This is a genomic window from Mesorhizobium sp. WSM2240 (genome assembly GCF_040438645.1).
Classification (GTDB): Bacteria; Pseudomonadota; Alphaproteobacteria; order Rhizobiales; family Rhizobiaceae; genus Allomesorhizobium.
Genome location: NZ_CP159253.1, coordinates 817,255 through 843,941, shown reverse-complemented (window position 1 = coordinate 843,941; position 26,687 = coordinate 817,255). Strand labels below are relative to the sequence as shown.

Here is a 26,687-nt window from a genome sequence, read left to right as displayed (position 1 = left end):
TCCGATCCGACGCAACGCCGTCACCCGATGCGACGGATGGAGCGAGCATGAGCGACACCGCCCTGAGCCGGCGCAAGGACGACCATCTGGACATCGTGCTGGATCGGCGCGCGGCGCCGGCCACGGTCGCCGCCGGCTGGGAGTACATCCGTTTCGAACACTGCGCATTGCCCGAGTTGGACCTGACGCAGATCGACCTGCGGGCCTCGCTGCTGGGCAAGACCATGCGCGCGCCGCTGCTGATCAGCTCCATGACCGGCGGCATGCCACGCGCCGAGGCCATCAACCGACATCTGAGCGAGGCAGCGCAAGCTTTGGGGATCGCCATGTGCGTCGGTTCGCAGCGCGTGAGCCTGCAATCGCGCAACCCTCAGGGGCTGACGCGCGCGCTGCGCCGCCTGGCCCCAGACATTCCCTTGCTGGCCAATATCGGCGCCGCGCAACTGCGCGAGGCCGACGGCCTGGACCTGGCGCGCCGGGCGGTGGATGCGCTGGAGGCCGATGGACTCATCGTCCATCTCAATCCGCTGCAGGAAGCGGTACAGCCGGAGGGCGACCGCGACTGGCGCGGCATCCTGGCGCAGATCGCTCGCGCCGCGCGCAGCATGGGCGTGCCGATCGTGGCCAAGGAAGTGGGGTCGGGCCTGTCCGCCTCGGTGGCCCGTGCGCTCGTCGAGGAGGGCGTGGCGGTGATCGATGTCGCCGGCGCCGGCGGCACCAGTTGGGCCGCGGTGGAGGGCGAGCGCGCCCGCGATCCCGCCGACCGAGCAGTGGCGATGGCGTTCGCCGATTGGGGAATTCCGACCCCGGCCAGCGTGCAGGCGGTACGTCGGGCGCTGCCAACGGTGAAGCTGATCGCGTCGGGCGGGATCCGCGACGGCGTCGACGTGGCCAAGGCCATCCGCCTGGGCGCGGACATCGCCGGGCAGGCGGCCGGCGTGCTGCGCGCGGCGACGGTGTCCACCGAGGCGGTTGTCGCGCATTTCGAGATCGTCATCCGCCAGTTGGCTGTCGCCTGCTTCTGCACCGGCTCGGCCGATCTGGCGGCGTTGCGTCAGGCGCGCTTGTTGCCATCGGCGAATCTGTAAAAGTTTAAACTTAATCTGACAGACGGTGTCACAGGCTGAAGCTTAAGCCGAGGCCGGGCGCGGAGTGGTCAGGGCTCGCAGCGCCCGGCCTCGGCGTTCGAAAGGACACCGACATGACCAAGGATCAGTAGATCATTCGCGCCAAGGTGGGGCTGATGGTCAATGAAGCGCTGGTTTTCCGGCATGTACGCCTGCAGTGCCAAAGGCGGTCGCCCCATCCTTGCGCCGGAGGAATTGCTGCGGGCCATGTTGTTGCAGGTGTTCTACAGCGTCGCGCCGCGCATCGGGCTTCGCGGCCCGGAAGCGATCAGGCCGGCGCCGCACAGATGGCCGATCAGGTCGCGCGAAACTTCCTTGCCGAAAATCGACGACAAGTCTCCACACGTGATCGGCTGGAAGTAGGCGATGCACATCAGAACCAGCACTTCGGACTGCGTCAGGTCTTTCGCACGCCTCCCGCCGGCGGCTGTGCCAAATGCACTGCGGACGGCGTCCGCATAGGCTGGCCGCGTCAGATGCTTCCAGCCGCCGGCGACGGAGACGAGGTCATGGGGGCGGCCGCCCAGCTCCTCGCAAATGTCGTCGATGAGGAGATCGAGATTGCAAATGGCTCCAACGACCCGTGGGAGTACACTACGTGTCACCGGCTCGCTCTCCGCAAAGACCGTCGCCTCGACGCGGTGCATCCATTCGCGCCAGCGCGCGTCCGGCGGCAGATGATCCAGCTCGCGGTCGAACAAATGGTTATTTGAACGACCGTCGCCTGGTCCCCCCTTCACTGTTCGCGCGCCCCACCTCCACTATCGCTCCCACAGTCCATAGATGCGGAAGGTCGGCCGACCGGACAGTTCACGCACGGCACCGAGCTCGACCAGCCTGTCGAACAGCCGGCGCAGACTGCGATCGCTCATCCCCGCGATTTTTTCCGAAGCCACGATTGCGTCGTCGGATAAGAGCCTTTCGAGACAAGCTCCGATGCCCGGGCGGCAGTTTCGGTATCATCGCTAGCAGCCGATCGGCGCGCCGGCCCAGCTCGACAGACAGATCGATGCCACGCAGCGCAGCACGCGCCTGCGCACCGAGCAAGCGCTCGCCCGATCGGTTCCGACTCTATGCTTGCCGCTGAGCCGGTTTCAGAACGACGCGACCGAGAGCAATTTGCCCCTGAGCAGTCCCTGTCCCCAGCAGCGGCACCACATGTTCCGAGCCCAGCCGCTGCGCCAACAGAGCGTCGGTAAGCCAAGATCCGGCGACGCGCCCGAAGCCATATCGTTCCATGGCCACCAACGCACCGGTCAGCATCTCGACCGTTCCAGCGCTGACGGCGAGCTGTCCAAGGTCTCCGGCTAGATCACCCGCAGTCTCATCGTCGCGAGCATGGCCCAGATCCTCCAGCATCGTGGCGACGCTTGCCGCCGTCAGCAAACGCTTCTGCAGGCCGCGCTGTCCGCCAGGCGCCAAGCGAACAGTATTCATCCGGTAGGGCCGACGTCGTCTCCCGGTCGCCTGAGCAGCACGGCGTCGCGCAAGGCCGCCTCATCCTCGACGCGCCCCGCCTGTTTTGCCGTCACAGCCGCCGCCGAAAACGCCAGCCGCTGTCGCCAGGCGCCCGCCCATCGCTCCTGCCGGCGGACCACCGCATCGAGGGCACCGATGGCGGTGCCGGCTACGAGCGCGATGTCTTCAACGTGTTGTCCGGCAGGGCCTTGCGCATCGGGAACGGCGCGTCGCAGCCACGTAGGTACAGTGACCATCGCGGCGACCGCGGTGACGGCAAGTGTGCTATGGTTGCGGGGAGCGGGCCTGAGACGGAGAATCATCCATCACAGGATGAACATGGCGGCGCTTTTAGCAACGGTTTTACCCACTAACCGCCGCGCCTTGTCAGTCATCTATTCGTTCGCGCTCCTTCAAATGGAGGCCGCGCGTCCAGACGAGTCCAGTCTCAATCACCTCCACGCCCAATAAGTTCGCTGCAGTCAATTTGCGCAGGCCGAGCTCGCTGATGACGTTGAGGGCACCTGCTTGTAGACCTTTGGCATCTCCTGGATCATGCCGGCGAGACGATCGGTCGCGAGAGTACAAGCTCGAGCTTCGGCCCGGCGCGTCGCTCACCCGGCCGTCGCTTCATCTGGTTTTCGCCAGCATGGCGCATAGTGGGCTCCTCCAACCATTTGGGACATGGATGGGCGTTATCCAAACAACTAATTTTACCGATTTATGAAAATTCTGCATAGCACATCCCTGCAGTGCGCCGCTGCGCAATTCGTGATTTCTGCGCGGATATCGGTCCGGATGCCGACTCGAGTTTAGGGCTACGCTGGAGACTAACAACATTGGTCTCGCCCTCGTGGCGAAGACGACTGCGTTCATGGGAGTCACTCCGACCTGAGGTTGGAGCTTTTGAACGATTCGGAGCAAACAAATGCACGTTCTCGATGTTAACCAGATAACCAAGATTTTCGTGGAATCGTTTAAGCTGGTTGTAATCTTCGCAACCGTTTGCGCCGCGCTCGAGCTACTCTTTCCGGCTTATCGATACAGTTTTGCCTCATACGTTCGCGGCGTTCGAAATTGGATAATTCGCCTAGGATGCGGTGCCTTTATCTGGCACTTCTACGCTTTGAGCTTGGGCTGGTTAGGGATAAAGCCGTTCGTAACGATCGATTTCGGAGCGTTGCTTCACTCTGATAACGCAATCATTAATAATGGATTGGCCGTCCTTTCAGGCGTTTTGGTCGCGATTGCCGGCGACTTCTTCTACTACTGGATGCACCGCGCTCAGCATGCTGTTCCATTCCTCTGGCGCTTGCACGCTACTCACCACTCGATCCGCGAACTGACGGCATGGAATTGCCATCATCACATTTCCGAGCCAATCGTTTACGCAGGGTTAGTGGCACTACCACTCGCGCTGTTCCACTTCGAATCTGGCGTAGTGCCCGCTGTTGCCATGACGCTGATTACTTTTCAGACCCATCTTTTACACTCTAGCACCCGCATCAATCTTGGACCGTTTCGATATATCATTGGCGACAATAAGTTCCATCGCATTCACCACTCGTTTGAACCGCATCACTGGCACCGAAACTACGGGTCCTTTACAACTATCTGGGACACGATTTTTCGAACGGCATACTGGCCAAAAAAGAACGAGTGGCCGGAAGTTGGCCTCCGAGACCAGCCCGAGCCGCTCACCGTGCGCGACTATGTTATGTTCCCATTTGATCGACGTCGCTGGCGTAGAGCTAAAGTCGGAAGTGGTGCAGAGGCTGGAAATTAATTGCATGGAGAGCGCAGTCATTCTCGTATTCCAGGCTCATAGGATCCCTTTTTAAGGTTCGGGTGACGCCTCGGTGAGGAGGCGCCGTTCTTTGAAAGGCGCGCCAGCTCAAGGCCGCGCCTCGCGGCGGCAGGAGGGGTTATTGGGCGACCGCCTTGACGGTTTCCTTGGTCTGAAGCTCTCGCCAAGATGACGCGGTCACCGATGGCTGCTGCACCAGGGCCGCCTCCAGCCGCCGCGCATCCGGATCACGGAGGACATGTTTGATGCCGGATAGACGCAGCAGCGTGAAATTTCCATCCTGCACGCATCCCCGACTCGCCGCCTCAGTCACCGAATTTTGACATCACCTTCATGATCCACTCGCGCTCAGACGACACGCGCGTATATACACCGTACTTCAGGCGCCGTCCGCAACCCTTCCCACTGGATACAATTCCAACCAAGATGGCGTTATCTGGGTTATTGCCTTTGGTCAGAGGACCTCCACTGTCCCCTGGGCAAGCATCGGTCCCGCCGCTGGCGCTTCCGGCGCAGATCATCCCAGGAAGGACCTCCCCATTATATGACTCCGGACCATTGCACGTCTCGTTGACTACGTACGGAACGGTGCCCTTTAGGAGCTGGTCTGATCGTTCATTTGCACCTTCTAACGTGTCTCCCCAACCCGTCACAGTAAGGTTCTCGCCAATAGCAATTTGCGTACTGGCGGTAGCAAGGGGGATGACCGCTGCGGGTTGCGTATTGTCCACCAGCACCAGCGCCACGTCATGTTCACATGTCTCCGGGTTATAGTCTGGGTGAACAACGAAATTCTTTACCTCTAACGAAACGCCACCATCGTAATCTGCAGCGCCTACCTTGACCTCGACGTGTGTTTTGATCCGCCAAACAGTGCGCCGCTGTGACGATCCATCGCTTTCCGATCGCCGATCCACCGCAGAAGACATCCCCGTTAATCCCAGTAAGGAGTAAGACCTGCCAAGGATGCTATTCGATCGTGGTCGGCTCGCCATCCACGATTTTCTCTCCAAAAGAAATCGTTGGCTCCAGCGGTGACGAGCCCTGGCACGTTAGCTCTCGAGCATGGGCGTGTTGTCCACCAACAAGGATAGCGAGCGCGCACAGGATAGGACGGGTGATCGGCCGCATCGGTTTCCTCTTACTATTTTGCTTTACATATGTACGGCCGAGTGCCGTTGGGGAAGGTGAAATGCTAAGACACGCCCTCCTTGCCATCTCACTTGTTAGGCAGCAACCCTTCATCTCGGATATAGCCCCATTTTGCCCAACGGACGCCCAGCTTTTTGCGGGAAATCAAACACGCTGAGTTCGGTCCCTTGCACTCGCTTCGTCCTTCGGATGCGGCCCGCCTCGATGCCCTCGGCGCATCGACCTTGCGCTTGCGCGCGGGCGCTGCGGCCCGTGGGACTGGGACATGGTGCGCGGCAAGAGGTATTGGTCGCGCACCATGGATGACATGCTCGGCTACCGGCGTTGCGACACCATGCTGTCCTTCGGCGAGGTCGACGAGATCATCCACGAAGACGACGGTGACCTGTTCGAGCTCGCCAACCGCATCGTCGCGCGGGAAATTGACCATATCGGCCAAGTGTTCGGCCGGCCGGGCTTGCCCAAGGCCTCCTTGGGTTTGCCGCCGCCGGTGTATAAGTACAAGCCTTGCTCGCGATATGGACACATGATCCCCTCGCATAGCCGCAACGGATCGATGAACGTCGCCGTCCCGGCAAGCTGCTTGAGTTTCTCATTGATGGCGGGATGAAAGAAACTGGATAACTTGACGCTCGGGGAAGCGCTCGAGCACGCGCTCGCGGAAACTCATGATGCGCACCCCAGATGTCGCCGAAATTGCCGCCGCCATGGATGAAGATCGGGCCTGTCGGCATGACGCGTTCAAGATCCTCGAGCGAGGAATTGTCAATTCGCGAAACGTAAACCGGGCGCTTGCCGTATCGATTCTGGAGGTAGGCCATTTCCCCAGCCAGATGGCCCGGATTCCGCCGTCTGGAAGTACGCACTCCCGAACACCGACGGATCGTGTCCGCGAGACACGGCGGTGCCCAACAGCTGCCAATCTTCCCGTGTCGCTTGAAAAACTGCGGCCTGGCCGGGAAGCGTTTCCACAAGGCCGTCGCTAATCGCTCCTCAGCCTCCGGCGCGAAGCACGGGCGATGAATGTCCAAAAGCTGACAGAGGGCAGACAAAATGTCAGGTTCGGAACAAGGATTGGCAAAAGTGTCAGGTTCATTACGACCGGCCATCTGGGCACTGCGGAGGTTTTTCCAAGCAATCAGGCGCTACTGGCGCTGAGCGCGCTGGCACGGCTATTGCACATTTGTTGCTGACTGCACGCGATGGGGGCAGACGAGCGACGCTCTCTCTCCCCTGAACCCGTGTGCTGTCTCTGAGCGGGAACAAACTCGCGCAGAAAGCAAACTTTGGAGCGCAACATGGTACTGCAGATCGAGTCCCCGGCGCCTTCGATTATGGTCGAGAACTGGCTGCGTGGCGAGCCCCTCACGAGCTTCGAGCCCGGCAAAGTGTATATCGTCGAATTTTGGGCAACGTGGTGCGGACCATGTGTGGACGGGATGCCGCATCTGATGCAGCTGCAGGAGAAGTACAGGGACAGCGGGGTCGAGATCGTCGGAGTCGCGGCTTCTGAAAACGCTCCAACGGCCGATGAGGCCCGAAGCAAGTTGGACGCGTGGTTGACCGAAAAGTTCCCGAACCTGAATTATCGGATCGCGTTCGACTCAACAGGCGAAATGGACAAGCTTTGGATGGAGCCCAGCTTTTCTGTCGGGATTCCGACCTCGTTCGTGGTCGATCGAGACGGCCACATCGCCTTTATCGGTTCTCCGACGCAACTCGATGACATTTTGCCGAAAGTGCTTGGCGGCAGCTGGCGCACCAGCGAGCAAGCGAAAGCCGCCGATACGAAGCGGATTGCGGAAGACGAACCCATAGCGCGCGAACAAGCGCTGAAGAAGCCGATCGATGATAGATATAGGGCGGCGGTGGAGAAAAAGGATTGGAAGACGGCGCTCTCGGCGATCGAAGAAGGCATCGCCTTGTTGCCGGACAAGCTCGGTTTTCGCCGGTCTCATGTGAATCTGTTGCTTAACAAAATGCGCGACATGCAGGCCGGCTTGCCCGTCATGCGCCAATTCGTTCGCGACGCGATCAACAGAAACTCCGAGGATTGGATGATTGCGGCGCTAGATCAACTCTTCCATCCGAACTTTGGCGGTTCGCACTTTCCGTCTGCTGAGCGGTTGGCGATGGGCAAACAGCTGTCCGAACACATCCTGGCACTGAATCCCCCGCAAGGCGAAGGCCTTAAGTTCTCTTATCCGGCCGTCGCTCGGTACTATCATGAGAGCGGCAACAAAGATCGGGCGATCGAGTTGATCGAGCTGGCACTGAAGTCGCTGGACGGTCCGGACCCTGACGCGAACGCAGTTAAACAGCACCTTTTGCCGGAGTTGCTACAGGCTCTGGCCAACTACAAGGGTGAGAAGGTTTGTTACGGCGGTCTCTGTGTGGCTCCACGCCGATTCGACAGCTGGTATACCGTTTGCGGCTGACCGTCAGGTTTGATGTGGGGAACAGAATTGGCCGGGCGGACGAGTTTTGATGTGAACGGCGCAAAACCCCGCCCGGCTTGCCAAATCGCCTGGCCCCGATCTTCTGGGCCATATCCGAAGGGACGGCGGCCGCCTACGACCCGCACGGCGCGGGTCTTTGGCTAGGCTATGAGCTGAGCGACGGGCTTGCCTCCTTTGAACCCTCACGCCTGCGACTTCATGCCGGTAGCGAATTCGATCTTGGGCGGCATGGCAAGCCACAAGGGATGGCTTGGCTGGCGGCATGCCTTTGCCGATGTGGTGCCCCCGCCCACGCATGCGTTCGCCGGCGATCAACGGGGTCGCCTGCCGCGCAATCGATATCAGGGCTTTCAATTCCGGACACCGGCGCCAGCCTCAACCACTCGATCAATGAGGTGTCGGGCTCACGGCATGGCAGCTTGGCCAGGGAAACGCCAAGCTGACAAGCAGCAACCGGCTGCCGTGATCCTCAATGAGCCGACCGAGGCCTCGGCCCTGAATGAAATGCTGGAGGTGCATGGGATGGCGGCCAACGCCATTTTCGCCTATCCGGCCGGGACGTCTTGCAACGGCCGCGGGTTGTCAGCACGCCAAGGGCCATGCTGTCCAGCGCGTGGCGAGCTTGGCGCCGACGGCGTAGCGCGTCGACCGATTCTGCTGACAATGAGGACTTGTAGTATCCCCAGTAGGCGAAAACCCATGACGATCATCGTCACGCCGGCCGCGATCTGAAGCACGCGTCCGGCGCGCTTCATGCCTTTCCCGTTGGCGAGGCTTTCGGTGAAAAAACGCTGGCAGAAGGACGGGAACACCAACGCCGCCGAACGGGTGCCGAGCTGTGCGATTCGACGAGGTTGAGGAAAGCGCCGCTGAATGCGCGACTGCACGCTGCCGATGGAACGGCGTGGTGCGCGCCCACTACCGCGTTGCCGGGCCATACAAGCGATTTGGCCCGGCGCGAGACGCGGCACTCATCGCCGGAGATCGGGATTGCACCGGCCGTCACCACTGTCAAAAATGCCGACGTTGGTGATCCGGCGCGGTATCGACGCTTAGCTTTCCCGCGCTTTGGCGATTAAGCGCTCCAGCGTGGGAATCGCGGGCACCCCTGCGATCACTTCGTCGCCGAGAACCAAGGCCGGCGTGCCGGTGATGTACAGCTCCTTGGCGAGCGCGCGAGTGCGCTTGAGGGCGTCTTCGATGGCGGGATCTTCCATGTCCTGCTTGAGCCTCTCAACGTCGAGGCCCACCTGTCGTGCGATAGTCAAGACGGACGATTCGCTGTGCTGACCGCGAGCAGCCAAAAGGCCGTGATGAAGCGCCTCGAATTTTCCCTGTTTGCGGGCGGCGAGCGCCGCCTTTGCGGCGAATTTTAAACCCGGTTTCCAATGGTGCAGGTAGTTTTTGACAACCGGATGTTGCGCTACAATCCCGGCAAGGGCCAGGACTAAAATACCGATAAGGCGGGTTTTTTGTTCAGGCATGGGTCAGGTCCAATCAACAGTGAACGGCAGGGCAGCAACGGCTGGCCTTTTTTGACGCCAAAGAGGGCTTGCGGGCCGCGGGGCTCGCGCGGCGGTTTGCAGGTCACAAGTAGCAACTTACTGTCTCCTGACCGGATCATGGTGGGTTCCCCCTCCCGGGCATCTCCCGTCGCTGCGCTCCGGTCGAACGCTCCAAGGGCCTTTATGCAAAATCCGTGCCAATTGCAACAGCGTCGACAAACGCGCACGTTCGGGGATTCATAAGGGCCTCGCGCGCCGCGCTTGCGCGGATCCCAGCACTCTCTGCTGGCGAATACCCGCACAGTCAACTCGGCGACGGGCGGCGGGACCGGCGGCGGAATCCCCGCCGCCCTGCCCTGTCCGCTCATTCAGCGGTTGGCGGCGCAAACAGCGGCGCGGCCTCGGCCCACTGGTCAGCGGTCCGGAAAGCCGCCGCGATCGGCATAGGTGCGGGCCGGAACCGCCATCCAGGCGGCTAGCTTCGAGCGCCTCATTTGGCCTTCGGACAAGACGCGCAGGATCTGCTTTTGCGTCTTCACCCTCTCCGGGACATTGGCGTCGGCGACCTGCGTTCCAGCGATGTGCGCCGGCATTGCGGTGGCTACTTCCTTGTCGCGTATGCAGATCGAAGAAGGTCTCGTCTGGCTGCCACAATGTGCTCATGCCGACGTTCAGATGGTTACCGCCCCCTTGGACCACGGCGCATCCGGCCCTCCAGCCACTCGTCATGACGATGGTGAGAGCGCCGATGGCGGCGCCGGCTGCGATCGCGACGTCCTCAAAACCCTCTACGGCAAGGCTTTGCGCGTCGGGAACGGGTGCAACCAATTCGCCGGAACGATCGACGCGGCCGCGGCGGTGCCGGGCAGCGTGGCATGAAGCCATGCGGGCGATTTCGGGCGAAGAATTTATCCTCAGCAGGATGAATCATGGCGGCGCTTCTCGCAAGTATTTCCGTCATAATCCGCCGCGCCTGTCGATGGCACAAAATGATTAATAATCTTGCCTTGTCAGTCATCTATTCGTTCGCGCTCCTTCAAATGGAGGCCGCGCGTCCAGACGAGCCCAGTCTCAATCACCTCCACGCCCAATAAGTTCGCTGCCGTCAATTTGCGCAGGCCGAGCTCGCTGATGACGTTGAGGGCACCTGCTTGTAGACCTTTGGCATCTCCTGGATCATGCCGGCGAGACGATCGGTCGCGAGAGTACAAGCTCGAGCTTCGGCCCGGCGCGTCGCTCACCCGGCCGTCGCTTCATCTGGTTTTCGCCAGCATGGCGCATAGTGGGCTCCTCCAACCATTTGGGACATGGATGGGCGTTATCCAAACAACTAATTTTACCGATTTATGAAAATTCTGCATAGCACATCCCTGCAGTGCGCCGCTGCGCAATTCGTGATTTCTGCGCGGATATCGGTCCGGATGCCGACTCGAGTTTAGGGCTACGCTGGAGACTAACAACATTGGTCTCGCCCTCGTGGCGAAGACGACTGCGTTCATGGGAGTCACTCCGACCTGAGGTTGGAGCTTTTGAACGATTCGGAGCAAACAAATGCACGTTCTCGATGTTAACCAGATAACCAAGATTTTCGTGGAATCGTTTAAGCTGGTTGTAATCTTCGCAACCGTTTGCGCCGCGCTCGAGCTACTCTTTCCGGCTTATCGATACAGTTTTGCCTCATACGTTCGCGGCGTTCGAAATTGGATAATTCGCCTAGGATGCGGTGCCTTTATCTGGCACTTCTACGCTTTGAGCTTGGGCTGGTTAGGGATAAAGCCGTTCGTAACGATCGATTTCGGAGCGTTGCTTCACTCTGATAACGCAATCATTAATAATGGATTGGCCGTCCTTTCAGGCGTTTTGGTCGCGATTGCCGGCGACTTCTTCTACTACTGGATGCACCGCGCTCAGCATGCTGTTCCATTCCTCTGGCGCTTGCACGCTACTCACCACTCGATCCGCGAACTGACGGCATGGAATTGCCATCATCACATTTCCGAGCCAATCGTTTACGCAGGGTTAGTGGCACTACCACTCGCGCTGTTCCACTTCGAATCTGGCGTAGTGCCCGCTGTTGCCATGACGCTGATTACTTTTCAGGCCCATCTTTCACACTCTAGCACCCGCATCAACCTTGGACCGTTTCGATATATCATTGGCGACAATAAGTTCCATCGCATTCACCACTCGTTGGAACCGAATCACCGGCACCGAAACTACGGGTTCTTTACAACTATCTGGGACACGATTTTTCGAACGGCATACTGGCCAAAAAAGAACGAGTGGCCGGAAGTTGGCCTCCGAGACCAGCCCGAGCCGCTCACCGTGCGCGACTATGTTATGTTCCCATTTGATCGACGTCGCTGGCGTAGAGCTAAAGTCGCAAGTGGTGTAGAAGCTGGAGATTAATCGACCGGGTCGAATTCGATTGTCGAGGCCCGTCAAACTGGACCTGGAAGGGACGGATCATTGGCGCTGGCCTTACCGGAGACGAACTGGAACTACCACAGGTGGGCAATGCTCCTCGAAGGCATTCAGGCACAGCGAAGTTTTGCAGACCTGCCTGGAACTCGCAGACGGCTGTGACTCTATGAGTCTCGTGCGCGGAACTGGCCCCGGAGTAACCAGTGATGCCTAACGCGGGCGATGAAGATCCGACGATGACATCCGGCTGAGCGGACTACCAACAGAAGATCTCGCAACCTTTGCATGGGCGGCATCTGAAGCACCTGATTGCAGGGGTTCGCAGATTGCGCGCGCCACATAACCGGTCTGCGGCATTGTTCACGTCTTCCGTGCGAGCGAGCGCAGTCGGCATCTACCGCAGGCCTCTTCACTAGAAGTTACCGTGACAACAGCTCCTGCCCAGTCATCGAGTGGAGCGCACCCTGTTTTGACCGGACAGGTGGCATAGCCGATAAGGCATAGGCATACGCCTATGATTATGACTATGACTTCTGATCCGTTCTCTCCTTCGCCTCGTGTTGAAGTGATCACTTCGGTCCAGCGCCGACGGCGCTGGACGACAGCCGAAAAAGTGCGCCTCGTCGAAGAGGCCATGCAGCCCGGTATGTCGGTGTCCTATGTGGCACGCCGTGCCGGCATTGCGCCTAGCCAGCTCTTTGCCTGGAAGCGCCGTATGCTCGAAGGCGGTGCGACCGCCGTTCAGGCCGACGACGATGTTGTTGGCGCAGGTCGTGTGCGCGAACTCGAGAAACGTGTGCGCGATCTGGAGCGCATGCTGGGCAAGAAGACCATGGAGGTCGAGATCCTCAAGGAGGCGCTCGATCTCGTCGCCCCCAAAAAGCCAGCGTTGCGGCTCGCCTCATTCGACCAGGACGGTTCGCGGTGAAGATGGTCGCTGACACGCTCGGCGTCTCCCGCTCCAACCTCGTCGAGCAGGCTAAGAAACGCCCTCTCGAAAGCCCGGCGACGCGTAAGCCCTACACCAAGGCTGAAGATGTGGCCGTGCTGCCCGCAATTCGCAGGCTGGTCGATCAACGGCCGACCTATGGCTATCGCCGCATCACGGCTCTGCTCAACCGCGAGAGGCGCATTCAGGACCTGCCGCCTGTCAACGCCAAGCGGGTGCTGCGCATCATGCAGGTTAACGGTCTCGTGCTGACGCGCCATACCGCCTATCGCCCGGCCCGCACCCATGACGGCGTCGTCATTGCCCTGCGTTCCAACATCCGCTGGTGCTCGGATCATCTCGAACTCAAATGCCGCAACGGCGAGATCGTGCGGGTGCTGTTCGTCATCGATGCCTGTGACCGTGAGATCATCGCCTGGTCGGCCGTCGCCCATGCCGGCGTCTCGGGCGAGATGGTGCGCGATCTGATGGTCGAGGCCGTCGAGCAGCGCTTCGGCGACGCCAGGACGCCGCATCCGGTGGAATGGCTGTCCGACAACGGTAGCGCCTACATCACTCGGGAAACGGCGACTACCGCGGCGGCGCTGGGCTTGCGACTGGCCTTCACCCCTGTCCGCTCGCCGCAGAGCAATGGCATCTCCGAGGCCTTCGTCAAAACCCTGAAGCGTGATTACGCCCGCAACGTCATTCTGCCAGACGCCGAAACCGTCCTGGCCTTGCTGCCGAAATGGTTCGACGATTACAATGAAATCCACCCGCACTCCGGCTTGCGCTTCCTCTCGCCGCGCGAGTTCAGGGCAAAGGCCGCTGGTGCTTAATGCAGCCCGCCACCTGTCCGGTCAAACGGGGTGCACTCCATCGAGCGCGATCTTGCGGCGTAAAACGGCTGATGACTGTCGCCGGTGTCGACATGACTGTGGCGGTTGGCGACGAAGGGCACGATCGGCGGCAACGTGTCCCGCTCGACCAGCCACCTTGTGAGCTTTGCTCCCAGCGTCAGGCAGTGCGGGCCAGGGCTCGATTACCAACGGCGGCTCAGGAAATAGGGCCGTGGACATGCCCGCGGCACGCTCGTCGAGGCGGCTCGGGCGGCAGCACGCGCGCCGGTGCCACTCCGTGATTTCGCTTGACACACTGAGGCGGCCGACCGGTGCCGGCCATATGGTGTGTCGATCCTATGCAAACAAACTGTCGCTATTGATCCAAACTGTCGACTATCGAACAAACGCGCCATCGTGAAACGTTTTGCATTTCGTTCGCAGCCCTCAAAGCAAAAAGAAGGAAGAGCGCGATGCCAAGGTGCGCGGCCCAACTTGAGTATCGGCGCGCAGCAAAGTCCTCAGGATGGCACGTCACTTGCATCAATTTTGGGAAGCCGTTGTGACGGCTTTACCCCAACCAACGGAGGTGACGATGGCAATCGGCCAGAGCACTGAATTGACCTTTTCGCAGCGGGCGCGTGGGAATTCTCGGCTCTGTTATTGATGCCCTATGGGCGCGGTGCTCCGACCTGCCGTTTCGCCGCTCCACGGGAACGTGCTTTGGCGCCAGGGCGCTGGTGAGCAACCGCCTGGCGGCCTTGATGATTTGTGGCGGCTCTGGACGATCCCGCCGAGAACGTGTCTGTCTTGCTCGACAGCCCGCCATAACCAAATTTTCTTGCCGAGGAGGTGATGAGGGGTTCGTGTAGGTGCCAACATTATTCGAGCTGGCCGCTTGTGCGCGTCGAACGTAGCCGGGGCCGAGCTTGTTCTCCACCGGCGGATCGTTTCCCAGACGACGATGTCCCGCGCTCAGATTCCTCGACACCCGCAGGCTCAAATCGAACCGGCAATAAAGCCACCCGCAGGGACAATCTCGGCGGTAAAGCGCTGGAGTTTGTAGCTGGTATGCATGAACCTGCGTCTACCTCAGCGCCTGCTCACAAGAAGGTTCCCGCGACAACGGAGCCAAATCATTAGCTACTCGGGTGGACGTTTTTCAACAATGCCCTTACAAAAATACCTTTCTGCCGAACTCGCCCGCGGAACCATATCGGTTGAAGTCGATCGCAGCCTAATACCCCCCGATGCAATGTTCGGGTTCGCGGAGCGCATCAATCCCAAACGGTCATTCCTGTTCGTTTCCAAGGTGCTCGGACGTCACATTCCCGTGCGGCCTTCCGTGATGCGAAAGACGTACAAACTTCTGGCCGACCAAATTTCACCCGATCTCGAAGGGCCAATCCTGTTCATAGGAATGGCCGAAACTGCTGTCGGGCTGGGTGCGGGCGTACATCAACAATATTCAGAACAAAATGACCGGGACGATACCGCTTATATTTGCACTACCAGACATGCACTTGGGTTGCCCCTAATGTGCGGTTTCGAGGAGGAGCACAGTCACGCCACGAGCCATCTCTTACACTGGCCGCTCGCGCCAAGTCTGGTCTCGAGGGTCAAGGACGCCCAAACACTTGTATTGATTGACGATGAGGCGTCGACCGGAAAAACATTTGGCAATTTGTTCGCAGCTCTGCCTGCCAGCATCAGGTCGAATCTTCGCAATACGGTACTCGTTACCCTCACCGATTGGTCAGATGGTGCTGCCGAACAGATGATCGCAGCCAACGTGGAGCGCGCATCAATTCTATCCGGGCGGTATCGCTGGGATGCAAACGGTCTGAACATCGACGCGCCGGAAGTGCCAACAGTTAAGACAAAAAGGGGCAGAGTCACTTCGCCCGACAAGCGTTTCGACTGGGCGCGGCTGGGTGTCTCCCGGCACAGCCACCAACTGCAGGCTGCGGCGGCAGCGTCGGGTGCGACCCTTGTTCTTGGTACAGGAGAGTATGTTTGGCAGCCGTTCCTGCTCGCGGAAAAATTGGAGATGGAAGGTGCTGACGTCCACTACTCATCCGTTACCCGATCGCCGATTTCGGTGGGTCATACGATTGTAAAAAAAATTGCATTTGAGGACAATTACGGCGGCCATGTGTTAAATTATCTGTACAATGTTGAGCCGTCAGACTACGCCAAGGTCCTCCTTTGCTCCGAGACGAATAAAGAGACGATAAGTCCTATACTTACAGAGTTCTTGGCACCGGCAACCGTAGTAATTCCGCAGTAAGTCATTTTCACCAAGAATTAATCGTCATACAACCATGCATTTGGAGTTGCAGTCATACGCCAGAGCTCCAAGCTCCGGTAAGAGGCGGAGGAAGGGAGGACTTTGTTGAAGGCTGAAAGTGAATTCATTTCGGGCACGTATCGCACCACGGATGTCAGGTTCCTTTTGAAGCTCGTAAATTTGGAGCCAACCGACCTCGCATTGAAGGAAGCGGCGATACAGTCCGGCCTACGCCATTATTCGGAAATGATTTCGCTCGAAAGCGCGCCCGAAACCGGCTACATGGCGATATTCTATGAAGCGATGTCAGCTGGCGCTGAGAGAATGGGACGCGAGGTGGCAGCTCTCGCGCGGTCTATCTCAAATCAAATTCAAGGCCCGATCACGTTGGCGAGCTTCGTTCGGGCCGGGGTGCCTTTGGGTGTTCTCCTCAAGCGTGCGTTGTCGCGCATGGGAAAGGACGTCGAACACTTTGGCATTTCGATCATCCGGGACCGCGGGATTGACAGCAATGCAATGCGCCATATCATTGAGCGGCGGCCCATTGAAGGTCTGCTGTTTGTTGACGGCTGGACCGGCAAAGGCGCTATTTCCACTGAGCTGGAACGGAGCTTCCATTCATTTTCTGCACAGCCGCCAAAGCTGGTGGTTCTGTCTGACCCCTGTGGCCGCGCGTGGCTTGCGGCCTCGGGCGAAGACTGGCTCATTCCATCGGGAATACTCGGAAGCACCGTGTCCGGGCTGATCAGCCGTTCGATACTGAACGAGGAGGTCACAGGTCCGGAAGATTTTCACGGTACAGTCAGATGGGATCACTTGATGTCCCACGATATCTCAGCTGCTTTCGTGGACAATGTATGGACCCATGCCGTCGCCGCGCTAGGCCAAAATCATGAGCCCGCGCGGTGGACGGACAACGACCGGTCAAGCAATCAGAGACGATCGCGGGAGGCAATAAATCGAATTGCTGCAGAGTTTGCCGTCGAGAATATCAATCGGATCAAGCCAGGGATTGCGGAAGCCACGAGGGCAATTCTGCGCCGCATGCCTCAAATTGTATTCCTGTCTTCCGTTGAAGACGCTGAACTGGCAGCGCTGCGGCATCTGATCCGGGAGAAGAATATCCCTTTCCAGGTCGACCCGACAAAACTCCAGCCATATCGCGCCATTACTATAATAAAGAAGGTTTAGAAAACTTGATTATATTGCCTTTGATCCAAATTTCCGATCCGATTCAACCAGGATCGAGCTTGGGCTCGGCGTTTCGATTCATCCGGTTTGCTGATCGACCGTCGTGACGGCAACTCTTGTTAGTAAACAGATGTCTATCTTGATTATAACAGGGCTGACCATCGCTTTGACGAAAGGCGGTTGGCATAGATATGAACGCATAACCAAACTCATCTGCCTGGGATCTCTCCACGTTGAAGAAACCGATTCCAAATATGTATCGCGGATCGAGTGCAATGCCTGATCAACCCGTCGAATCCGCAGATCCCGCCATGCAGCCAGTCGTGTTTGCCGATCTGGATGACACATTGTTCCAGACGCGGGCAAAGTGTCCGAAAGGCAGCCAGGACAAACTGGCTCTAGCTGCGATCTCCTCGAACGGACATCATTCCATGATGACCCCGCGGCAGGTTGCGATGATCGATTGGCTGCTGAGTACGTCACAAGTCATTCCCGTCACGGCACGTGGCACCACGGCCTACGGGAACGTCAAGATCGCGTTCAACAGCTATGCAATTGTAGCCAACGGCGCTGTCATCCTTAAACCGGACGGTGCGCATCTGAAGGAATGGCACGATGTCATTTCTAAAGAACTGATCCCTCACAGGGAGGCACTGAACAAGGTACTTGAAATAGGTCGGCAAGGAGCCGAGGCTGGCAAAATGTCCGTTCGTTCGTGGATCGTTGAAGAAATGGATATGGCCACATATGCCGTCTTCAAAGAAATCAACGGTGATGGCAATAGGCTGGCGGAACTGAAATTTGAGTTCGACGATGCGGGTTGGATACGCCATCACAACGGAAACAACTTCGCGCTCATTCCCCCGCCGGTTTCAAAGCGCCGAGCAGTAGAGTTCCTCTTGAGGAAAATCCGCTCGGAGTCTGGAGATCGGCCAGCGATCGGATTCGGTGACAGCGCAAGCGATCTCGGCTATCTCAATTTGTGCGACTGGTGGGGTGCGCCATCGCGCTCGCAGATTTCAGCGATGCTGAACGTGCCACCGAAAACTTTTTTTTCGGGCCTTGCTTGAAAGACGGGAAACTCATGTGCACCGCATGGCTCCGCACCGGGCGATTGACGCAACTCGCCAACCAGGTCGAAGGGTGACCAGCGGTGCCGTAGCGGTGATTTTGCTTTGATGGCCAAGGCCGCCTGATGGCTACCATCACCTACGTCTTCACCATAGACCACGTCGCGAATAAGCTTGGAGAAGATCCTGAGCTCCTTCGCTCCTTCGCTCCTTCGCTCCTTCGCTCCTTCGGTCCTTCAGGCGATCGTCAGCAACGACGACAAACTCTCCTAGGGCGGTATCATCAGCGTCTACGATGGCACGAATGAGGCAATCACCGCTCTCACTGACAATGGGATTGACGAGTTGAGACAAATGCTCGCCCATGCTCGTCTTTCGATCACGAGTGGGACGACTTCCTCGACAGTTCGACAGTTTTGTCGGACGAAGAGCTCGTCGCGCGCATAAAAGCAAAATCACCGCAGTAACGATCGGCCGGCTACTCAAAAGACACAGCACCGCCTACGAAGCTAAAAACATGGTGCCAAAACTTGACCTCAACCTGAAACTCAAAACGTACAAATGGTGGGTCGGTTCTCGGTGAAACTCTCGGGTCACTTCTCGGCAGAATTTCAACAGTCATCCTGGCCGGTGAGCCGCTTCTTGTAGAAGATCACTGCATATCCGTGCAACATCCCTTCCGCGCAGCGAATATAGCCAGCGGTCTCATAAACTCTTTGAGCCCCTACTTGGACGGTAGTCGTGTCAAGCGCTATCCACTTGAATCCCAGAGCAACGGCTCGCGATTCCATTTCACTAAGAATCCTCCTTCCAAGCCCTCGCCGTTGAAAGGCGGGATGGACCCGCATACGTTTCAGCTCTGCGACATCATCGTCAACAGGTTTCAATCCACCCATAGCAACGAGCTGGGGACCAATATGCCCAACTACGAAATCTCCGCCTGACGCAATGTATACCTTTCCGACATTGCGTAAATCATCCTCCCACACCCCTTGCGGACCACACACACCAACAGTCTCAGATGCGCGTCTGTGCAGGTGCCATACATCATCGGCATCCCCTGTCTCGAACCGACGAAAGATCACTTCGTCTTGAGACATCGACCATCACCTTTCTGGTTTCGGACGCTGTCCGTGGCATCATGATACGTTTTTAGTTCGGCAGGTACCGCAGTTAGCTTTGATGCACTGCCGTTAAAAGCCGCTGTGAAAGTACCGCCTCAACACTCTCCGCCGCCTCAACTCCGACGATTGGACGACCCGGTTCAATCGTATATTTCAATGCCGTCCTGCGGTGCATCCGGGTAAACCGATCCAGCGCACAAACACAGGCCGCTCGCAGGTTTCTGATGTCACTGCCGTGGCGCTCCAGGACGGGCGAAATGGTTGCAAGCTTGGGAAAGTCCGCTGCCCCTTCCAGCCAGCTTGGCTGGAGCCGCGCGCTCCCCTTGTCTGGTGACAACCAGCGGAATACCTCGTGAATGCATGCCTGCGGATAGTACTCTGACAGCCGATACACATCCCTATAAAATTGTGGTTTCTGGTGGAAGAGTTCTTCACCGATCAGTAGCACCGAGACCGCCACGATCCGGGCAGAGAAACGACCGCTTGGGCCAAGCCTATCCTTGTAAGGGTTTTTTCCGTAGAACATGCGAAACTCGCCGAATAGATCAGGCGATAAATGTTCATAAAAGCGCTCCAGTACATAATTCGCCGACTCCAGGGACTTCACGCACAGCGCAAGACACTGGTCCGCATCCGCGCCCACCGCGTCACGCAATTCAAGTAGAGCGTCCATTGCCGACTGTAAGTCGCTCTCAATGAGTTGATGACCCAGACAAAAATCTCGCTCCTCGACGCCGGCTGAGCCGAGGCAATATACTCGTGGATCGCTCTCCAGCGGATTGGTAAGGATCATATCTTCATAGGAGAGAACATCAATGCTAGGCTGCCGCTGGCGGCTCAAGCGTGCAATTCGCCTAAGCGGCTCTCCTACCGTTAACTCGGCATCGACGGGATGAAGGCCCGCAATCGCGGACATCTGATAAGCACAATTGACGAGATACTGGATGTCTGTCTTAGCCACTCCAAACTCGGACTGCGACAGATTCAGTAGGTGCGCCTCACAGTCCGTTCCCGCTATCATCGTGTTAATGCTATGCCCAAGCGCCTTGACCGTTTCATCTGGCCGTTCACTACCTTTGATCTCCGCGATATGGTGCGGGAGTTGGTCGGCGACAAAATCGCTAACATTCCCGAGCGGGCGTATTCGCTGCCGGCAATCGATGCTGTCGGTCAGATGAGAAAAAATCCCCTGCGCCCGATGGGACGTCTGGTCCGGGACAGAAAAGGGCGACTTAGCGACCATTGACGAGCCCCCAGACTTCACCGAAAGACAGCTTGCATTTCTTCACTTGACCCGTATCTTCCCGCGGGCGAGTAATCGTGTTTTTCGATCAGGTCAGTTCGTTTGTCTGTTATCCTGCTATCGTTGTACGCGACCCGATCAAGCACATTGTCCGAAAAAAATAGCAGCGATACAGCACCCGAATTGATAATGCCGGCTGCAGTTAACGAAAGAACGCCATCCTCTGAAATGCTGACAAGTCCCGCTTCCACTAGGGTGTTAATCTCTCGGCCAAAGTACTTTTCTATGGAGATCCCAAATTCATGCTCGAAGCGAGATAGCAACACTCCGCTGCTTCGCAAGGCAAACATTATTGTTCTGCGCATTAGATCATCTTCCGACAGTACTACACCTTTCCAAACTGGTTTTTCGCCCGCCTCAACTCTGGATAGATAGCGATCCAAGTTTGCTTCGTTATAGAACTGGCACTGACTCATGTAGCCAAATCCGCTAACCCCAAACGGGACAAGATTATTGTCGTTCCAGGAATCGTATTTACGGCACTGTTGAACGGAGTGCGGCTGTAACTTCTTAGTCCAATAGAAAATCGGCCCGTGCCGATAGCCGAGCGCGGTGAGGATGTGTTCCGCCATAAAATGCATTATCATCCGCTCCTTCGAACCAGCGAATTGATATCGTCCTCTGGCTAATTGGCGGGCGATGGGGTCTGTCGATTTAAACATCAACGGGAATATGTTGAACTTCTCTATTCCCATATCCAATAAGCCGACAAGTGAGTCGTACCAGCTTCGGAACGTTTGCTCGGGCAGGCCGTACATAAGATCGAGGGATAGATTCCCGACGTCCATCTCATTTAGCAATTTTACAATTTGTGTCACCTCGTCTACGCCGTGCCCGCGATTCAATATGCGCAAGATTTTCGGATCTAGAGTTTGAACGCCGAGGACGAAGCGATTTGCGCCACCTTCAAGGACTGTCGAAAGGCGATCCGCAGCATCTACATTCTTTACAAGAGAGGGATGCAATTCGAAACTTACTTCTGACATTGATAAATCAAATCGCTGGTTAATAATGTTAAAAAGCGTCTTTAGTTGAGGCTTGGTTAAAAATGATGGGGTGCCACCTCCAAAAAAGGCGGTCTCAATAACTTTGCCCTTAAGCGCCGCGTCTGACCACATCATCTCTTTATTTAACGCCGCTAAATATTGCTCCACTCGGGATGGAGACGGATTGATTTCCTTGCCGAAGTGGCAAAAGGTGCAATACTGGTTACAGAAGGGAATGTGGAAATAGAGGTCGACTGACGACGCAACCCGAGCCAGCAGCCGCTTGGCATCGAGATCCCCCATTGCCTTGAGAGGAGGATATGTGCCGACGAGATAGTCGTTGTACGTGTCAAGGAGCAAATTTCGCGCCCTCAACATGTCCAAATTGATGTCGTACGAGCGGTCGATCGCAAGTTCCAGGGCCTCGGAATAGCTCGGCACGTTCATTTCTTTAGGACTCCGTTGGCTTTCGTGGGAATGCAAGGCGCGATAGGAGTTGCGTTCGCGCTACATCGCAGACTTGTGCTTGGGGCAAGCAGTGCAATTTCGATCAGCGGTCTTGATTCGGTGGCTCTCAGTCGACATGGACGAAGCGGCGGGAACGCACTCAACTGTGCAGCGTCTATGGCAATCGATTTGGACCAATCGAGGAAGTTTCATCTGAACTCCTGCGGGGACAACTAGGAGACCGCCGTGGTCGCGCGGGTCCTTTGCAGTGTTGCAATCGACGTGCCATCAAAGACTTTTTGCGGTTTTTGCTTGAAAGACGGGAAAACAATGTGCAACGGCGTGGCCCCATCGATGGAATACTCGCGCCTCAGCGTCGGCTTTCGAACATGCCGTCTCTAACCTGACACGGCTGAACAGGACGTGTCGCACATTTGCTTGCGACTCAGACCCAAAATCTCCGCTAGATCGCAGACAGTTAGGTCCGTATGCACGCAAAGGCAGCCCAGGATTCGAAGGCGATCAAGATGCGCTGCCGTTCGTATGGGACTGACCAGTGTCATCATTGGTCAGCATCAACCCACATAAAAGGTCTGAACACTCGTCCTGCTGAGTTTGTCATTTGCAAGCGCAAGCGAACCGTCGAGCGCCGACGAACAGTCGGCCACGCGCTTCCGGCGGAGAGAGGCTCTTTGGCAACCGCCCGTGCGCCGTCAGACGGTTGAGGCATTCTACCAAAGCTCAGAGGCGGTGTTTCAACTGCGTCGAAATGGAGGGGGATGGGCTGAGTACCTTCACGCCCGAACCCACCGAGTTGGACGTGCTGGTCGGCACGCCGCGACAGAACATGTTGGCCGCCGCCGACCGAAGCAGGATCGTTGCAGGGCATGGCAGCGCCGTCAGATCGAAAGGCGGCGGCGCCGACGATGAGGACACCTGCTTCGCCATGATTGGCAAGACGTATCCGCACCGGCGTGGACACCAGAATACGGCTGCATCACGCCTGAGAGAGTCCGCGAAGAATGGCCCGACGGGTCAGGTCGACGCGCGAGGCAATGATGTCGAGCGATGTCCGATGTTCCAGCCATTCGGCGCGCTCCAGTGCAAGCTGCCAACTGAAGACAGGGGCCTCGATCCGTCGGCGAACACAAAAGCGCGCCGTTCGGCGCGATTGAGACCGCTCGTGCCAATCTCCGGCGATGGTTCCGCAGCCCGCCAGGAACGCCGTAAGGTTGACCGCCGGAAAAGCAAAGGCAGGACGCACGACCGACGATCTTGCGACAGCGAGGGCGACCGCCTTCGGCTGTCTCCATCAGCCGAACCATTCGCCAGGGACTGTATCCTTCGCTGCAGCGGTGACCTCGATCGTCAGCTGGTCAGATTGAGCGTGCCGGCGCGCACGGCGGCACAGGCGCGGATCGGTTGCGCTGCGCGCTCGCTGGAGAGGAGCAGAATCGCTCCCATCCTCGAGCGCGTAATTTGCACGCTGGGCAGTCTCCGCAACCGAAACCCCAGGCATGGCGGTGCTTGCGGTCGCCCTTGTAGCAGGTGTGGGTTTCCTCGCAGATGAGGTGAACAAGTGTCTCGCTCCCCAGGCGCTCCGCCAGCGCCCAGGTCTGCGCCTTGTCGATCCACATCAACGGAGTGTGGATGACAAAGCGTGTCTCCATCCCGAGGTTCAAGGCGAGTTGCATCGCCTTGATGGTGTCGTCTCGGCAATCGGGGTAGCCTGAGTAATCCGTCTCGCAGACGCCGACGACCAGATGCTTCGCGCCCCGACGATACGCGACCGCGGCAGCGAAGATTAAGAAGAGAAGATTGCGGCCAGGCACGAACGTATTCGGGAGTTCGTTCTCCTGCATCGCGATCTCTACACCGCGGGTAAGCGCAGTTTCGCTCACCTGCGCAAGCACCGCTATGTCGATGAGGTGATCCTCGCCGAGTCGACTGCTCCAACCCGGAAAGTCCCTCCGCATTCGATCGAGCACACGCGGCCGAACCTCAAGTTCGATCCGATGCCGCTGCCCGTAGTCAAAGCCGATCGTCTCGACGCGCTCGAATTTGTCGAGAGCCCAAGCCAAGCAGGTGGTTGAATCTTGGCCGCCGGAGAAGAGAACGAGCGCAGTCTCCGAATCCTGGAGCATCGTCTCACCCTTCATATTCAGCCCAGCATTGGGGGGTCTCGTAGACTGTCACCGACGCAATTTGCGGCAGGATCGGCTTGATTCGGTCCCAGAGCCAGATTGCGATATTTTCGGCGGTGGGATTTTCGAGGCCCTCGATGTCATTCAGACAGTGATGGTCCAGACGCTGCAAAAGGGGGCCGAAAGCAGCTTCCACGTCAAAAAAATCGACAACAAAGCCCGTCTCCGGATCCACTGGCCCCTCGAGACGAAGTTCCACACGGTACGAGTGGCCATGCATTCGATGGCAGCGATGGGTTTCCGGCACCCGCGGAAGGCGGTGTGCTGCCTCGAACGTGAAAGCTTGTGTAATTTTCATGGGATCCCAAGAAATTTGTGAGTTTGAAGAGTCAGTCGCCAGCGTGGGTTGGCAAGGCAATAGGCGACGGCGGCCGCCGTATTCGCCTCGCGTTCGGGCCCGTCCATCGGCTGAAGTAAAAGGTGCTTGAATGCGAGGCCTTCAAAAAGCTCGGGCTCCGCACCAGGCTGAGGATAGACAAGCTTAAGTTCGTCCCCGACCGTGACTGCGAGCGGTGCGCCGGCCTTCGGACTGACACAAAGCCAGGTGATGCCAGTCGGCGGGTGAATGGTACCGTTGGTCTCCACAGCGATTTCGAATGCCACGTCGTGTAGAGCTTTTATGAGGTCTTCGTCTACCTGCAGAAGCGGTTCCCCTCCAGTGAGGACGACTAGACGCTCCCCTGCCCCGGCCCCATGCCAAGCCTGCTCAACGGCAGATGCAAGCTCCCGCGCGGTCGCAAAGCGTCCGCCGCCGGCGCCGTCCATACCAACAAAATCGGTGTCGCAAAACCTGCAGATTGCCGTAGCGCGGTCAGCTTCACGCCCCGACCATAAGTTACATCCAGCGAAACGACAGAATACGGCAGCCCGCCCAGCATTACGCCCTTCACCTTGAAGCGTGTAGAATATCTCCTTGACCGCGTATGACATGGATTAAATTGCCTCTGATTGAGCAAGTGACCGCTTCACCTCGCCCACCGGAAAGAGCGTGAGTTGACGTATATCCGACGGCAGCTGCTGGAGTCCTTTCCACCGTCGATCTGCGAAAATTCCACTCACCCGAATCTCGAGCGCATCGCCGGCACGGCAGGGACGTTGCAATCTGTCGAGCGTCAGCCGTTACGAAAGGTGTAGCTGTAGCCGTTGATCGCCGGCGCCCCGCCGAGGTGCGCGTAAAGGACCCTCGATCCCTCTGGAAAGAAGCCTTTCTGAACCAGGTCGACCATCGCTTGCATCGATTTGCCTTCGTAGACGGGATCAGTAATCATACCCTCGAGCCGCGCGCACAGGCGGATGGCCGCCTTCGTTTCCTCGGACGGAACACCATAACTCGGGCCCGCGTACTCCTCCAACAACACCACGTCCTCCTCGACGATTTCCGTGCCAAGATCCACGAGCTTCGCAGTATGCTGGGCAATGTTTAGCACCTGCGCCTTAGTTTGGGCTGGGGTGGCGGAAGCATCGATACCGATCACGGTGCGCTGTCGGCCTTCCTTGGCGAACCCGACGAGCATGCCGGCATGCGTTGAACCCGTGACCGTGCAGACCACGATGTAGTCAAAAGCAAACCCAAGCTGCTTCTCCTGCGCGCGCACCTCCTCCGCGAACCCCACATAGCCGAGACCGCCATATTTGTGAACGGAAGCTCCAGCTGGTATTGCATAGGGTCTGCCGCCCCTTGACTTGACCTCATCGAGCGCCTGTTCCCAACTGGGGCGGATGCTGATATCGAAGCCCTCGTCGACCAGGCGCACCTCTGCTCCCATGATGCGACTTAAGAGAATATTGCCGACCCGGTCATAGACGGCATCCTCATGTGGTACCCAGCTCTCCTGGACCAGGAGGCATTTCATGCCAATCTTGGCGGCGACCGCGGCGACCATCCGCGTGTGGTTGGACTGCACGCCGCCAATGGACACAAGCGTATCGGCATTCGACGCGATCGCATCGGGGACGATGTACTCGAGCTTGCGGAGCTTGTTGCCGCCGAAGGCGAGACCAGAGTTGCAGTCCTCGCGCTTGGCGTAGATTTCCACCTTTCCCCCTAGATGCTTGCCGAGGCGATCGAGCCTCTCGATAGGCGTGGGTCCAAAGGTGAGCGGGTAGCGTTCGAATTTTCCCAGCATGGTCTCTCCAGCGATACGTGATTGGGTTGAAAGCAGCTATGGACGTCCTCCTAATACCGCGCTTGATTCGAGGCCAGCTGCGCTCTTCGACGTCCCAGAAGAGCCCGTTATATTTCTAGCACCTCGTTCGTCATCGAGACGAAACAACCCGAAGCCGGCGTGCTGCGATAGGCCACCAATGTCTAAGGGACCGAAAACATCCATCTCCCTCGGCATTGAAACGACCGGAATGCAGTCGCCTCGACCA

At 58.0% G+C, this 26,687-nt stretch carries 23 protein-coding genes and 4 pseudogenes; 11 read left to right on the top strand and 16 right to left on the bottom strand.

Annotated features, from left to right (window positions below; translation table 11 throughout):
* Positions 1-47: 47 nt before the first annotated feature.
* A complete protein-coding gene (gene fni, locus ABVK50_RS04035) occupies positions 48-1,088 on the top strand; it encodes a type 2 isopentenyl-diphosphate Delta-isomerase (RefSeq protein ID WP_353642724.1) in 1,041 nt (346 codons plus the stop codon).
* Between the two features lie 284 nt (positions 1,089-1,372).
* Here the strand turns inward: fni and ABVK50_RS04030 are convergent.
* The 4 genes and pseudogenes from ABVK50_RS04030 to ABVK50_RS04015 all read right to left on the bottom strand — a co-directional run.
* A pseudogene (locus ABVK50_RS04030) lies at positions 1,373-1,867 on the bottom strand (SMC-Scp complex subunit ScpB); the annotation flags it as partial.
* A gap of 21 nt (positions 1,868-1,888) precedes the next feature.
* Complete coding sequence (locus ABVK50_RS04025) at positions 1,889-2,023, bottom strand: DUF1403 family protein (protein WP_353642725.1); 135 nt, start codon at positions 2,021-2,023, stop codon at positions 1,889-1,891.
* A 175-nt stretch (positions 2,024-2,198) separates the two neighbouring features.
* Complete coding sequence (locus ABVK50_RS04020; protein WP_353642726.1) at positions 2,199-2,564, bottom strand: hypothetical protein; 366 nt, start codon at positions 2,562-2,564, stop codon at positions 2,199-2,201.
* Positions 2,561-2,842: a DUF1403 family protein gene (locus tag ABVK50_RS04015; RefSeq protein WP_353642727.1), complete on the bottom strand. Its 282-nt coding sequence runs from the start codon at positions 2,840-2,842 to the stop codon at positions 2,561-2,563. The genes ABVK50_RS04020 and ABVK50_RS04015 overlap by 4 nt, the downstream gene beginning before the upstream one ends.
* A 671-nt stretch (positions 2,843-3,513) precedes the next feature.
* On the opposite strand from ABVK50_RS04015, the gene ABVK50_RS04010 reads away from it, so the two are divergent.
* Complete coding sequence (locus ABVK50_RS04010) at positions 3,514-4,371, top strand: sterol desaturase family protein (protein WP_353642728.1); 858 nt, start codon at positions 3,514-3,516, stop codon at positions 4,369-4,371.
* A 326-nt stretch (positions 4,372-4,697) separates the two neighbouring features.
* On the opposite strand, the gene ABVK50_RS04005 is transcribed toward ABVK50_RS04010, so the two are convergent.
* Positions 4,698-5,309 carry a serine protease gene (locus ABVK50_RS04005; RefSeq protein ID WP_353646032.1) on the bottom strand — a complete coding sequence of 204 codons (612 nt, stop codon included), beginning with the start codon at positions 5,307-5,309 and terminating at the stop codon, positions 4,698-4,700.
* A gap of 435 nt (positions 5,310-5,744) precedes the next feature.
* Here ABVK50_RS04005 and ABVK50_RS04000 point away from each other — a divergent pair.
* A pseudogene (locus tag ABVK50_RS04000) lies at positions 5,745-5,989 on the top strand (PAS domain-containing sensor histidine kinase); the annotation flags it as partial.
* A gap of 168 nt (positions 5,990-6,157) precedes the next feature.
* Here ABVK50_RS04000 and ABVK50_RS03995 read toward each other — a convergent pair.
* Positions 6,158-6,371 (bottom strand): annotated as a pseudogene (locus ABVK50_RS03995) (exopolysaccharide biosynthesis protein); the annotation flags it as partial.
* Positions 6,372-6,842: 471 nt separating this feature from the next.
* Here ABVK50_RS03995 and ABVK50_RS03990 point away from each other — a divergent pair.
* The gene (locus ABVK50_RS03990) at positions 6,843-7,982 is read left to right on the top strand and encodes a TlpA disulfide reductase family protein (RefSeq protein ID WP_353642730.1); all 1,140 of its coding nucleotides are present in this window, start codon (positions 6,843-6,845) and stop codon (positions 7,980-7,982) included.
* A gap of 1,073 nt (positions 7,983-9,055) precedes the next feature.
* On the opposite strand, the gene ABVK50_RS03985 is transcribed toward ABVK50_RS03990, so the two are convergent.
* The gene (locus ABVK50_RS03985) at positions 9,056-9,487 is read right to left on the bottom strand and encodes a DsbA family protein (RefSeq protein WP_353642731.1); all 432 of its coding nucleotides are present in this window, start codon (positions 9,485-9,487) and stop codon (positions 9,056-9,058) included.
* A 434-nt stretch (positions 9,488-9,921) separates the two neighbouring features.
* Complete coding sequence (locus ABVK50_RS03980) at positions 9,922-10,101, bottom strand: hypothetical protein (RefSeq protein WP_353642732.1); 180 nt, start codon at positions 10,099-10,101, stop codon at positions 9,922-9,924.
* Positions 10,102-10,126: 25 nt separating this feature from the next.
* On the opposite strand from ABVK50_RS03980, the gene ABVK50_RS03975 reads away from it, so the two are divergent.
* From ABVK50_RS03975 to ABVK50_RS03945, 7 genes and pseudogenes are all read left to right on the top strand, one after another.
* Entirely contained in the window at positions 10,127-10,387 is a 261-nt protein-coding gene (locus ABVK50_RS03975; RefSeq protein ID WP_353647008.1) for a hypothetical protein, read from the top strand.
* A 672-nt stretch (positions 10,388-11,059) separates the two neighbouring features.
* On the top strand, positions 11,060-11,917 hold the full coding sequence (locus ABVK50_RS03970) for a sterol desaturase family protein (protein WP_353642734.1): 858 nt from the start codon (positions 11,060-11,062) through the stop codon (positions 11,915-11,917).
* 529 nt (positions 11,918-12,446) lie between these two features.
* A protein-coding gene (locus ABVK50_RS03965; protein WP_353642735.1) for an IS3 family transposase occupies positions 12,447-13,699 on the top strand; the annotation gives its coding sequence in 2 pieces (ribosomal slippage) (positions 12,447-12,801 and positions 12,801-13,699; 1,254 coding nt in all).
* Between the two features lie 1,075 nt (positions 13,700-14,774).
* The gene (locus tag ABVK50_RS03960; protein ID WP_353642736.1) at positions 14,775-15,989 is read left to right on the top strand and encodes a phosphoribosyltransferase domain-containing protein; all 1,215 of its coding nucleotides are present in this window, start codon (positions 14,775-14,777) and stop codon (positions 15,987-15,989) included.
* 105 nt (positions 15,990-16,094) lie between these two features.
* Positions 16,095-17,180, top strand: coding sequence for a cysteine protease StiP family protein (locus tag ABVK50_RS03955; RefSeq protein ID WP_353642737.1), 1,086 nt, complete (start codon positions 16,095-16,097; stop codon positions 17,178-17,180).
* Positions 17,181-17,455: 275 nt separating this feature from the next.
* On the top strand, positions 17,456-18,250 hold the full coding sequence (locus ABVK50_RS03950; RefSeq protein WP_353642738.1) for a hypothetical protein: 795 nt from the start codon (positions 17,456-17,458) through the stop codon (positions 18,248-18,250).
* Between the two features lie 125 nt (positions 18,251-18,375).
* Positions 18,376-18,717: pseudogene (locus ABVK50_RS03945) on the top strand (hypothetical protein).
* A 144-nt stretch (positions 18,718-18,861) separates the two neighbouring features.
* Here ABVK50_RS03945 and ABVK50_RS03940 read toward each other — a convergent pair.
* The 8 genes from ABVK50_RS03940 to ABVK50_RS03905 all read right to left on the bottom strand — a co-directional run bounded on the left by ABVK50_RS03940 (position 18,862) and on the right by ABVK50_RS03905 (position 26,440).
* On the bottom strand, positions 18,862-19,350 hold the full coding sequence (locus ABVK50_RS03940) for a GNAT family N-acetyltransferase (RefSeq protein ID WP_353642739.1): 489 nt from the start codon (positions 19,348-19,350) through the stop codon (positions 18,862-18,864).
* Positions 19,351-19,423: 73 nt separating this feature from the next.
* On the bottom strand, positions 19,424-20,617 hold the full coding sequence (locus ABVK50_RS03935) for a hypothetical protein (protein ID WP_353642740.1): 1,194 nt from the start codon (positions 20,615-20,617) through the stop codon (positions 19,424-19,426).
* Between the two features lie 17 nt (positions 20,618-20,634).
* On the bottom strand, positions 20,635-22,110 hold the full coding sequence (locus ABVK50_RS03930) for a coproporphyrinogen-III oxidase family protein (protein ID WP_353642741.1): 1,476 nt from the start codon (positions 22,108-22,110) through the stop codon (positions 20,635-20,637).
* 741 nt (positions 22,111-22,851) lie between these two features.
* Positions 22,852-23,058: a hypothetical protein gene (locus ABVK50_RS03925; protein WP_353647007.1), complete on the bottom strand. Its 207-nt coding sequence runs from the start codon at positions 23,056-23,058 to the stop codon at positions 22,852-22,854.
* 428 nt (positions 23,059-23,486) lie between these two features.
* A complete protein-coding gene (queC, locus tag ABVK50_RS03920; RefSeq protein WP_353646033.1) occupies positions 23,487-24,254 on the bottom strand; it encodes a 7-cyano-7-deazaguanine synthase QueC in 768 nt (255 codons plus the stop codon).
* 4 nt (positions 24,255-24,258) lie between these two features.
* Positions 24,259-24,612, bottom strand: a complete 354-nt coding sequence (gene queD, locus ABVK50_RS03915) for a 6-carboxytetrahydropterin synthase QueD (protein ID WP_353642742.1) — start codon at positions 24,610-24,612, stop codon at positions 24,259-24,261.
* A complete protein-coding gene (queE, locus tag ABVK50_RS03910; RefSeq protein WP_353642743.1) occupies positions 24,609-25,244 on the bottom strand; it encodes a 7-carboxy-7-deazaguanine synthase in 636 nt (211 codons plus the stop codon). The genes queD and queE overlap by 4 nt, the downstream gene beginning before the upstream one ends.
* A gap of 182 nt (positions 25,245-25,426) precedes the next feature.
* Complete coding sequence (locus ABVK50_RS03905; RefSeq protein ID WP_353642744.1) at positions 25,427-26,440, bottom strand: 1-aminocyclopropane-1-carboxylate deaminase; 1,014 nt, start codon at positions 26,438-26,440, stop codon at positions 25,427-25,429.
* Positions 26,441-26,687 lie beyond the last annotated feature (247 nt).

Bases quoted from the DNA above. Each gene is read 5' to 3' on its own strand.
- ABVK50_RS03970 (WP_353642734.1), top strand. From the start codon at position 11,060: ATGCACGTTCTCGATGTTAACCAGATAACCAAGATTTTCGTGGAATCG.
- ABVK50_RS04015 (WP_353642727.1), bottom strand. From the start codon at position 2,842: ATGGTCACTGTACCTACGTGGCTGCGACGCGCCGTTCCCGATGCGCAA.
- ABVK50_RS03940 (WP_353642739.1), bottom strand. From the start codon at position 19,350: ATGTCTCAAGACGAAGTGATCTTTCGTCGGTTCGAGACAGGGGATGCC.
- queC (WP_353646033.1), bottom strand. From the start codon at position 24,254: ATGCTCCAGGATTCGGAGACTGCGCTCGTTCTCTTCTCCGGCGGCCAA.
- ABVK50_RS03905 (WP_353642744.1), bottom strand. From the start codon at position 26,440: ATGCTGGGAAAATTCGAACGCTACCCGCTCACCTTTGGACCCACGCCT.
- ABVK50_RS03950 (WP_353642738.1), top strand. From the start codon at position 17,456: ATGCCTGATCAACCCGTCGAATCCGCAGATCCCGCCATGCAGCCAGTC.
- ABVK50_RS03975 (WP_353647008.1), top strand. From the start codon at position 10,127: ATGCAGATCGAAGAAGGTCTCGTCTGGCTGCCACAATGTGCTCATGCC.
- ABVK50_RS04010 (WP_353642728.1), top strand. From the start codon at position 3,514: ATGCACGTTCTCGATGTTAACCAGATAACCAAGATTTTCGTGGAATCG.
- queE (WP_353642743.1), bottom strand. From the start codon at position 25,244: ATGTCATACGCGGTCAAGGAGATATTCTACACGCTTCAAGGTGAAGGG.
- ABVK50_RS04020 (WP_353642726.1), bottom strand. From the start codon at position 2,564: ATGAATACTGTTCGCTTGGCGCCTGGCGGACAGCGCGGCCTGCAGAAG.
- ABVK50_RS03935 (WP_353642740.1), bottom strand. From the start codon at position 20,617: ATGGTCGCTAAGTCGCCCTTTTCTGTCCCGGACCAGACGTCCCATCGG.
- ABVK50_RS03990 (WP_353642730.1), top strand. From the start codon at position 6,843: ATGGTACTGCAGATCGAGTCCCCGGCGCCTTCGATTATGGTCGAGAAC.
- ABVK50_RS03930 (WP_353642741.1), bottom strand. From the start codon at position 22,110: ATGAACGTGCCGAGCTATTCCGAGGCCCTGGAACTTGCGATCGACCGC.
- ABVK50_RS03960 (WP_353642736.1), top strand. From the start codon at position 14,775: ATGAACCTGCGTCTACCTCAGCGCCTGCTCACAAGAAGGTTCCCGCGA.
- ABVK50_RS03985 (WP_353642731.1), bottom strand. From the start codon at position 9,487: ATGCCTGAACAAAAAACCCGCCTTATCGGTATTTTAGTCCTGGCCCTT.
- ABVK50_RS03980 (WP_353642732.1), bottom strand. From the start codon at position 10,101: ATGCCGGCGCACATCGCTGGAACGCAGGTCGCCGACGCCAATGTCCCG.
- ABVK50_RS03925 (WP_353647007.1), bottom strand. From the start codon at position 23,058: ATGGCGAAGCAGGTGTCCTCATCGTCGGCGCCGCCGCCTTTCGATCTG.
- queD (WP_353642742.1), bottom strand. From the start codon at position 24,612: ATGAAAATTACACAAGCTTTCACGTTCGAGGCAGCACACCGCCTTCCG.
- fni (WP_353642724.1), top strand. From the start codon at position 48: ATGAGCGACACCGCCCTGAGCCGGCGCAAGGACGACCATCTGGACATC.